This window comes from Aequoribacter sp., assembly GCF_965659035.1.
Lineage (GTDB): Bacteria > Pseudomonadota > Gammaproteobacteria > Pseudomonadales > Halieaceae > Aequoribacter.
The window spans coordinates 1-2,328 of record NZ_CBFHWH010000151.1; the positions used below are offsets into that span (position 1 = coordinate 1).

Here is a 2,328-nt window from a genome sequence, read left to right on the forward strand (position 1 = left end):
CGTCGCGGGATCACCATACTGCTCAGTGATAAAGTTTAGCGCACCAAAGTTGATCGAGTAATTAGGATAATCATCGTCTAGCAAGTTTTTACCCCACAAGGCCACTGTGAGCATACCGTCACCGATGGCGATATCACGCCAGGCGATCTGAGCATCAACCAAGGTTCGCTGATCCATAATTTGCGCTGGGTTTTCTCTTGGGAACACATCGTTAGCCACCAAGTTCGACCACAAGGCGTTTTCGGGAGTGGCTTCTGAATAAGCCACGTTGATGAACGCAGAGATCTCACCATTGCCAAGGCGCGCTAGAGTTATATCAGTAAACGCGCTGTACTGGTTACCCGGCGCGTTGGACCGAACCGCATTAGCAGTTCCGTCTAAGCAAGGTATTGTCGGATCCACACCGCACAAGTCTGGAAACTCCTCAAAGTCACCGTTAATGTAGCTGTAGTTGAAGCCTACGACCATGCTGTCGCTGACGGCACCCATCAGTTCGAGTTCTCCGCCCCAACGATCCGCCTCACCCGCATTCACTAAGCCCGACGTTGCCGTGCCATTGTCGGTTTCAATCTTGGCAGTTTGAATATCTTCCCAAACATAGCCGTACACCGACGCGTTGGCTCGAACTCGACCGTCAAGCAAGTTGCTTTTTACACCCAACTCCCACGAATTAACCTTTTCTTCGAAGAATGGGTTTGAGCCAAACATTTCACCGTTAAAGCCCCCCGAGCGATAGCCCGTGGCGTACCGACCGTACAAATTCAAGTCATCCGACGGCTGATACGCAACCGACAGGCTATAGCTGATATCATCATAACTCTCGGAGTCGGTGGCAAAGCGCCCAGGGACGGGTGCAAAGGGCGTTGTGTAGGCTGGGTAATCCCACATAACGCTCTTATCCTCTTCGGTGTAGCGCACTCCAAGAGTTACCGCGAAGGGGCTATTCTCGCTGGGGCGGAAGGTCATTTGACCGTAAGCCGCCCACGCCTCAGTTTCTAACCGGTAAATCTGAGATCCGTTACCGGTCAACGGAGCAGCAAACACCGCATAACGCGTGTAGTTACTTTCGTCTTCAAAGTAGTAAATACCCGCAGCGTAGTCGACCAAATCATTCGTACCAACAATTTGGAATTCTTGGCTAAACTGCTCGTACTCGCTGTAGGTGTCTTGCTTACTTTGATTAGCACCAAAAGCATCGATACCATCCCAGACCGCCTGACTAAAGGCTGATCCAAACGCAACGCCTGGAGTTCCTGGTCCAAACAAACCCGCCGTTGCGGCGACAGTGCCACCATAAATATCCGCGAGCGTCAGATGCACTAAATCGCCGTAGGCGCCAATGCCATTGGCATCGAGACGGCTATCAAGGTCCTCTAAGTCACCGCCCACATACTGCTCGATCTCTCGTTGAGCCGTAATCGACTTGATTTGGAAATCGTCAAAATCCCAGGTCAACGTTAGCGCGTGACCATCGCCCTCGGCCACCGTAACTGGTGTCACGTCCGAGGCCCCTTTACCCGCGCGACCATTGCCTATCGCGTCCGCTTGCTCGTAGGCCGCGATGGTCGCCTGTAGAGACGGTATCCAACGCGATGCGATTAAAGGATCTGCGGCGGGGTTGGTCGCCCAAAACTGAGCACCCTGTAAAACGCCCTTTAAGGTGCCAATGACAGGCACATTGCCAAACGGATCTAATGGGTTAAAACCCACGATACGCTCGAGATTATTAAGCTCATCAAGCTCGGAATGATCGTAGGTGTATTCGGCGCTAAAGCGCTCACTCACATCTAGCTTTGCAGCAAAGCGCCACGCTGAGCGATTCTGATCGTTATACCCTGGTTTACTTGGGTCAACATCGTCGTAAAGGGGATCTCGCTGGCGGTCTTGATACACTAAATTCGTCGACAGCTGACCGATGCCCTGACCTACCTCTCCCATCGCGGGCAGGTTCATAATGACTTTGTAGTGCTGCGAACCGTAGTTGCCAAAGCCCGCCTTGAGTTTCATATCAAACTCGCCAGTTGGCTTTTTAGAAATAAAGTTAATGGCACCACCAATCGCGTTACGGCCGTAAAGCGTCCCCTGAGGGCCCCTCAAGATCTCGATGCGCTCGACTTCGGCCACGTCTAACGCCGAGGCCAACTGCTTGCCCAAGAAGACCCCGTCAATGTACATACCAATAGCTGGGTCGACCGACAAGTTTGCTGGCTGTCCCGCCGTCACACCGCGCAGCGATACCGCAATCGTGCCTTTCGACCCCGGCGATTCAAACCCACCCATTCCCGGCGTTTGCAACATGATATCGTGTGCGTTTTGAATACCGCGTTT

The 2,328-nt window shown here is 52.7% G+C and carries 1 protein-coding gene; it reads right to left on the minus strand.

The features are described from left to right. A partial coding sequence (locus ACTF5Z_RS11905; protein WP_438985825.1) for a TonB-dependent receptor occupies positions 1 to 2,328 on the minus strand: 2,328 nt, incomplete at both ends.